Below are 7318 nucleotides of genomic sequence, written 5' to 3' on the forward strand. Positions count from 1 at the left end.
AGATAAGATAGATGCCCTATTCGTGGTATTTTTTCCCCACCGGGATAGTTTGGCATATTTTTGGGACTATGGAGGTGGATTAACAACTTATTATATGAAAACCACCCTTGGATTAGCGGTTATTACTCTTTCGCTCATCCTTGTTTCATTCAAGTCCAATTTTACTAGTTGGTCCGGTCTATTCCATGTATCCGCTCTTTCTGCCGGAACCGGCTTTGCCAATGGATCAGGTTATACTAATGATTATACCATCGACGAAATAGCCTCTGCCATGAAATCGGGAAATATCGTTAAATTATCCAGGTATCTGGATAGCAGGGTCGATATTTCCTTGCCGGAAAAAAGCGATTCTTATAGCAAAAGCCAGGCTGAAATGATTATCAGGGATTTTTTCAGTACCAACGGCGTTCAGAATTTCCTGATCAGGCATAAAGGGGAGAATGGCGGATCAGAATTTTGTGTTGGCCTTCTGAAGACCCGCAACGGTGATTACCGTACGACCCTTTTCATAAAGATCAAAGGAGATAAACCATTGCTTCAGGAGATCCGCTTTCAGACTCCGTAACACCCCCCCACCCCCCTGAAGGGGGAGTATGGCAAGTCCCAAATAAAGCAGTTTTCCTTCTACTAAAAAGCAGTTTTAATTGCCCATAATCTTAAATGTGGTAAAGAATTTCGTTCCCCCTTTAGGGGGTTAAGGGGTGGTTGGGTATCTTTGCCCCCTATGTCCCAATTCGACGATCAATTGAAATTTTTGGTGGAAACCGCTCTCCGGGAGGATATCGGGGATGGCGATCATACAACCCTTTCTTGTATTCCCCCTGAAGCCAGGGGAAAGGCAGTCCTTAAAATAAAACAGAAGGGTATTCTGGCCGGGATGGAAATCGCAGAAAAGATCCTTAAATTAAAGGAGCCTGCGGCTGTCTTTACTCCATTTAAAAAAGACGGAGACTCAATGCAGGCTGGGGAAAAAGCATTTGAAGCGGAGGCCTCCATACATACCATCCTGCAATGCGAGCGCTTAATTCTCAATTGTATGCAACGTATGAGCGGAATTGCCACGCTTACCCGCCAATATGTGGACAGGCTTCAAAAATACAAGACACGGGTATTGGATACCCGGAAAACCACACCTAATTTCCGGCTGTTGGAAAAAGAAGCGGTCAGGATTGGCGGTGGCCTCAATCACCGGTTCGGTCTCTATGATATGATCCTGTTGAAGGATAACCATATCGATTATTGCGGCAGCATCGAAAAAGCGATTGAAAAAGCCAGTGCCTACCGTCTTTCCCAAAAACCTTATCTTAAAATCGAAGTAGAGGCCAGGAGTTTGGAGGATGTGAAAAAGGTCCTCGCTATTGGCAAGGTCGATCGCATCATGCTGGATAATTTTACACCCCGCCAGCTCAAGGAAGCATTATCGCTTATAAATGACCGCTATGAAACGGAAGCCAGCGGGGGTATCGATCTCGATAATCTGGAAGACTATGCCAGTACAGGAGTGGATTATGTGAGCATAGGGGCGCTGATCCACCAGGCAAAAAGTCTGGATCTTAGTTTAAAAGCAGTTATAACAAAATCCCATGAGTAAAAAAAGACCTGACCTGAATGGTATTGTTTTTTCAACCGACCCGCAATTCAGGCCGGAAGAGGAAGAACGGTCGGAACAGGAAACGCTGCCCCCCAAACAACAGAAATTAAGGATAAAACTGGATACCAAACAGCGGGCAGGCAAGTCTGTGACGCTGGTGGAAGGTTTTGCCGGCAAGGAGGCAGATCTCGAAGACCTGGGCAAAAAATTAAAAACACATTGCGGTACCGGAGGTACGGTAAAGGACTGGTTGATCATTATCCAGGGAGACCAACGGGATAAATTATTGGTCTGGCTTTTAAAAAACGGCTATAGCGCTTCCAAACGGATCGGATAGAAAGGATCAACGATCTGTCTGAAAGCGCTATACCAGAATGTTATTCTTTAACGAATTGTTTCACGATACGGGTAGTTGTTCCCTGCACCCTGATAAAATAATTCCCCCGGGCCAGAAAGCTTACATCGACAACTTGCTCCCATCCATAACCTTGTTTGGTTGATTTCCAGTTCTTCAGGACCCTGCCTTGAAGATCGGTCAGGCTGATTTCCAGATTGCCCGTTTCACCCCCGGTCAGATTCAGGGTAAGTATATTGCGGGTAGGGTTAGGACCCAAACGGAACGCAGTGCCGTCAACAAGCGCAATGGTGACTTTACGGACACCCGAAATGGTGGTTTTGCCATCCAGATCCACCTGCATCAACCGGTAAAAATTATCACCGCCTAACGGGGCGTAATCAATATAGTTATATTGATTGGGACCGGATGTTAAAGATGCCGGCACCGTATCCTGGTCTGTATATTTCTGGCCATCTGCGGACCGTTGCAGTATAAAATACTTATTGTTCACCTCCTGAGAAGTAGCCCAATGAATGGCGACCTGTTGGTTGTTCGCCGACAGGGTAGCGGTAAAGTCTGTTAATTCAATTGGCAATACAACATCATTCGTGGAATATTGCAGCATCCACTGATAAACATTCAAACCATTTTTTTTGAAGGAAGGGTCATAGGTAGCGGACCAGGCATCATGTCCGCTGGCGGGGAAGATCGTATCCTGGGCTGCCGGGCGGATAGCGGGAACGATACTGTTGATCAGGTTAATATTCTCCCAGGTATAGTGGGAAGGAACAGTGGGGTCATTCAAATTGCTGGCGGCTAATATAGGAAGATTGGCGGCAGCCATCACTTTGGCTGCAGGTGTACCACCCCAGAGATTGCCCCCGGAGATCGGAAGGATCGCAGCCAGTTGGTTTACATATGCAGCCTGGCTCGCATAATCCCAGACTACCCCTCCTCCCATGCTCAGACCGGTCAGGTAGATGCGGTTAATATCCACCCGGTAATTCTTAATGGCATAATCAATATAGGCCTTTACATCCCCTGCTGTTGGCCAGGCGACGAACTGCGGAGATATTACTATAAAAGAAAAAGTTTTACCATTTACTGAAAAAGAAGAGGGGAAATTTCCCTGGCTGATCAATTTGGGCGGACCATTGTGCAGAACATTCGGAAGATCGGAAGTCCCGTTCCCCAATTCTCCGATACCATGAATAAATACCATCAGGGGATAGGTCTGCCCTCCGCTGCCGTAGCCTGCCGGAAGATATTCGTAGAAGCCGTTGCTATTGGCGTTGATGGTAATGTTGCGGGCTGTCTGGACCTGTGACAATACACGATGAGGATTCAGGATCGAAAGAGCAAGACATACAAATGCCATTGAACAGAATTGGTAAAATTCCTTCATAAGAGTTGTTTTAAAAAAGTTTGGTTGATCTACAATCGTTCACCTAAATCAAATGGCAAGGCATCCCGTTATATAAAGCATAAAAAACTGCTTCATACAATAAGGTTAGAATAAACGGTAAAGGTTTTGGGAATTCTGATCAGGTTTACCTGAGAACGAATAGTGTTGCCAATTCTATGCCAAGGTTTAAATCTGTGGAAAAGTCAGTGTTATTTTATTAAATTATTGCCCCTGGGCGAGTGAATAGGCTTTTTTACCTCCTAGCATGTTTAATAATTCGGACGAGCAGATTTTAAAATCACCGCTAAGGCTTACATAAAGACCCAGGACATCCTGTTGATGTAAAGGAGACCCATCCAGGCTTTCAAAGCGTACATTGTATTGGTTGACAAGATTCGTATATACGGATCCGGTAGGCCAAACCTGGGTTCCCCTGTTGCTGATATTCACCAGGTTGAATTTTACACCGGCATGACGCTGGCACTTTTTGGCAATAAATTGGGGTTGCTCGGAACTTTCAATGAAAAGATCCACTCCTACTATATATTCCTTTTCCATTTCCTCGGTTACCATCATTTCGTTGCGATCCAACTTAAATGCGGTAGGAGTTGCGGGCATATTGGGCAAAATAGGCTTAGCCCCTAATTCCGGGGTCCGGCCGAAATTCTTTATAATGGCTTCTGCAAAAGCAGTGGTACTAAGGGATGGCGTGTTTTTGTCCCCGAAATCACCGGTGTGAATACCTTGTTCAAGCGTGTATAACAGCGCATTCTCGATGATCGCGGCATTTTCCATCATGCCCAGGTGGCGCAGCATTGCGATTCCGCTAAGCAATAAAGCGGTGGGGTTCGCGATATTCCTGCCTGCAATATCCGGAGCCGTTCCGTGAACCGCTTCAAATATGGCAATATGGTCCCCTATATTGGCGGAAGGCGCAAAACCAAGCCCACCGACCAGCCCGGCACAGAGATCTGAAATAATATCCCCCTGAAGATTGGTCAGCACCACAACGTCAAATTCCTGCGGACGTACAACCAGTTTCATCGCCAGATCGTCAACGATGATATCGTCGGCTTTTAGTTCCGGGTATTCTTTGGCCACTTCCATGAAACATTCCAGGAAAAGGCCATCGGTCAGTTTCATGATATTGGCCTTATGACCACAGGTAATACGTTTGGTGCCTTTTTTCTTCGCCATTTCAAAAGCATACTTGATCACCTGCAAACTTCCGGGGCGGGTAATGAAACGGCGGCTTAATGCCACGTCCTGGGTCAGCATATGCTCGATCCCTCCATACGTATCTTCAATATTTTCCCTTACAATGGTAATATCGATGGGAATCCCTGCTTTTGAAAAAACGGTGTCGACTCCATGGAGCGTCTGAAAGACCCGCTTGTTCGCATAGGTATTCCAGGTTTTGCGGGCCGTAACATTCACACTCTTTACTCCTTTGCCCTTCGGGGTTTCCATCGGACCTTTGAACAGGATTCCCAACTCCTCGATCGTTTGTTTGGCTTCCGGTGTCATTCCGTTGGAAAATCCTTTATCAAATACCCATTTGCCCATATCCACAAATTCATATTCCAATGGGGTATTTCCTGCCTTAAAAATGCCTAAAACAGCCTCCATGATTTCCGGTCCGATCCCATCACCTTTTGCAACTGCGATCTTCATATTGTAAATGTTTATATCTGTAAGAAACGATGGCCAACCTGTCAACGTCAAAAAAATGAACGGTATTTTGGGAAACTTTCCGCAAAAGTAGGGTAGATTTAGCCATCACGGCGTTAAAATCGGAACAATCCTTTTAATCACTGTGGTTTTTGATTAATTTTAGGAAAATTTGATTAGATGGCAAATAAGATCTCAGACGGAGTAGAAGTGAGCGTAGAGACCTTTTACCAGCCGGATTATTCCAACCCGATCTCCGGTGAATATATGTTTGCCTACCGGATCACCATCGAAAATCACAATAGTTTTTCCATAAAGCTGCATCGCCGTCACTGGCATATCTACGATAGCAACGGGAGCTACCGGGAAGTCGAAGGGGAAGGTGTTGTGGGGGTACAGCCTGTTCTTAATCCGGGGGAAAGATATCAGTATGTCAGTGGCTGTAACCTGCGCACCGAAATGGGAAAAATGTACGGATCCTACACCATGGAGAATCTGAATAATAAGAAAAATTTCGAGGTCAATATTCCCATTTTTGAAATGGTGGTGCCCTTTAAAATGAATTAAATCATCTCTCCAATCCTATAATTAAATCAATCATTTTAATCAAGGATCTCTTCCGGTTTCTGTTTCTGCGTGCCGACCCGGTACAATAGATAGCCCATCAAGGCAAAAAAAGCCAACCCTAATACATAATAACCATTTTCACTCATTACATCTGTCAGCCATTTTTCCAGGCTTAAGCGTTTTAGGAAACTGACCACTTTATCCGGAATATTCAGAAAAGCAAATATTACACCCATCAGGGCGCCTCCGGCTACCAGACCGGTAGCGAACAGGTTTCCTTTTTCCAGGTCCTCCTCTCCTTCTTTAGCCACAAAACCTCTTTTCTTTTTTACCCGGTCTGCCAAACCCCGTATTGAACCGCCTATAAATATGGGAAGGGTGGTAGAAATGGGCAGGTAAACTCCAATCGCGAAGCTCAGGGCCCTTATTCCGCATAGTTCCATGACCAGGGCCAGAAAAGCTCCCGCCAGCACAAAGTTCCAATCCAGGTTCCTTGACAGGATGCCCTTGATCAGGGTTGCCATCAGCGTGGCTTGTGGTGCATTATATTGACTTCCGATCGCATGGGTGATCCCTTTGGCCGCCATTTCGGAATTCGGAATATCCAGTATCTTCACCGTGAAACCCACGGCTACAGAGGAAACAAGTACTCCGATGAAAAAGGCCAGCTGCTGGCTGCGGGGCGTAGCCCCGATGAGGAAACCTGTTTTCAGATCCTGTGAAGTTCCACCGGCATTGGATGCGGCAATACAAACCATTCCACCGACCACCAGAGCCATCGGCTCATACATCTTTCCCGACCAGCCTACCGCTAAGAAGACCAGGCAGGTACCCATGACCGTAGCTATCGTCATTCCTGAAACCGGACTGTTGGAAGATCCGATGATCCCTACTATTCGGGAAGCAACAGTAACGAAAAAAGCTCCGAATACGAGGATCAGAATGCCAATCAATAAACGATTAAAAAAGGAATCCCCGGGAATGATATTCAGAAATCCGATCAGGATCACCAGGGCCAGGCTGCCGAATCCCACAACCTTGATGCTAAGGTCACGTTCTGTTCTTAGACGTGTATCCTTTCCTTTTTCCTTTACGGCGCCAATACTTTCCTTAAAGGAGGAAACGATGGTGGGAATTGTTTTTATTAAGGTGATGAGACCTCCCATGGCCACCGCTCCGGCTCCGATCTGCCGGATATAGGCCCTGTAAATGGCGGATGCAGGATCTGCAAAGGTTTTGCTGACCGGGTCCCATCCACCGTAACCTCCGGACGTGGCGAGATCTTTGAGAAAACCCAGTTTGACCTGCTGCAGCGCGATATTCACCGGGTCGATCAGGGAGGCCAGCAAGGGCTGCAATACCAGCCAGCTTAATACGCTTCCAGCTACCAGGATACCTGCAATCTTTGGCCCTATAATATAACCCACTCCCATATATTCCGGCGTAATATCGGCGGATACCTGGGCGGAAGGGAAGATTTTATTAAGTCCTTTATTCTTTACCGTATCGAAAAGAGGTGTCTCGGCGATCACCCGGAACATTTTTTGTAAAAGGGCATACAAAAAGGCAAAACCCAGACCCTGAAAAGCTGTCTTGGCAAATTCACCTCCCTTTTCGCCGGCCTTCAGTACCGAAGCACAAGCTGTTCCTTCAGGATAGGGAAGGGTTTCATGTTCTTTTACGATCAGGGAACGGCGTAAAGGGATCATCAGCAGGGTTCCCAGCATACCGCCGAAAACGGCCAGGA

General features: G+C 46.3%; 7 protein-coding genes. 4 read left to right on the forward strand and 3 right to left on the reverse strand.

The genetic code is table 11. The annotated features are described in order from the left end of the window. The 3 genes from ACX0G9_RS31245 to ACX0G9_RS31255 all read left to right on the forward strand — a co-directional run. The coding region (locus ACX0G9_RS31245) for a DUF4783 domain-containing protein (RefSeq protein ID WP_459068925.1) at positions 1 to 565 on the forward strand (565 nt) is incomplete at its 5' end. A 159-nt stretch (positions 566 to 724) separates the two neighbouring features. Beyond that, a complete protein-coding gene (nadC, locus tag ACX0G9_RS31250) occupies positions 725 to 1591 on the forward strand; it encodes a carboxylating nicotinate-nucleotide diphosphorylase (protein ID WP_459068926.1) in 867 nt (288 codons plus the stop codon). Next, on the forward strand, positions 1584 to 1928 hold the full coding sequence (locus ACX0G9_RS31255; RefSeq protein WP_459068927.1) for a translation initiation factor: 345 nt from the start codon (positions 1584 to 1586) through the stop codon (positions 1926 to 1928). Before nadC ends, ACX0G9_RS31255 begins: the two co-directional genes overlap by 8 nt. Positions 1929 to 1968: 40 nt before the next feature. On the opposite strand, the gene ACX0G9_RS31260 is transcribed toward ACX0G9_RS31255, so the two are convergent. Beyond that, positions 1969 to 3333 (reverse strand): T9SS type A sorting domain-containing protein, encoded by a 1365-nt coding sequence (locus tag ACX0G9_RS31260; RefSeq protein WP_459068928.1) that lies wholly within the window; start codon positions 3331 to 3333, stop codon positions 1969 to 1971. 222 nt (positions 3334 to 3555) lie between these two features. Continuing rightward, the gene (locus ACX0G9_RS31265) at positions 3556 to 5007 is read right to left on the reverse strand and encodes an NADP-dependent isocitrate dehydrogenase (protein WP_459068929.1); all 1452 of its coding nucleotides are present in this window, start codon (positions 5005 to 5007) and stop codon (positions 3556 to 3558) included. 177 nt (positions 5008 to 5184) lie between these two features. On the opposite strand from ACX0G9_RS31265, the gene apaG reads away from it, so the two are divergent. Then, complete coding sequence (gene apaG, locus ACX0G9_RS31270; protein WP_459068930.1) at positions 5185 to 5571, forward strand: Co2+/Mg2+ efflux protein ApaG; 387 nt, start codon at positions 5185 to 5187, stop codon at positions 5569 to 5571. A 35-nt stretch (positions 5572 to 5606) separates the two neighbouring features. On the opposite strand, the gene ACX0G9_RS31275 is transcribed toward apaG, so the two are convergent. After that, a partial coding sequence (locus ACX0G9_RS31275; protein WP_459068931.1) for an OPT family oligopeptide transporter occupies positions 5607 to 7318 on the reverse strand: 1712 nt, incomplete at its 5' end.

This window comes from Flavitalea flava (assembly GCF_054461575.1).

Coding starts and splice junctions, on each gene's coding strand:
- nadC (WP_459068926.1), top strand. CDS start 725: ATGTCCCAATTCGACGATCAATTGAAATTTTTGGTGGAAACCGCTCTC.
- ACX0G9_RS31255 (WP_459068927.1), top strand. CDS start 1,584: ATGAGTAAAAAAAGACCTGACCTGAATGGTATTGTTTTTTCAACCGAC.
- ACX0G9_RS31260 (WP_459068928.1), bottom strand. CDS start 3,333: ATGAAGGAATTTTACCAATTCTGTTCAATGGCATTTGTATGTCTTGCT.
- ACX0G9_RS31265 (WP_459068929.1), bottom strand. CDS start 5,007: ATGAAGATCGCAGTTGCAAAAGGTGATGGGATCGGACCGGAAATCATG.
- apaG (WP_459068930.1), top strand. CDS start 5,185: ATGGCAAATAAGATCTCAGACGGAGTAGAAGTGAGCGTAGAGACCTTT.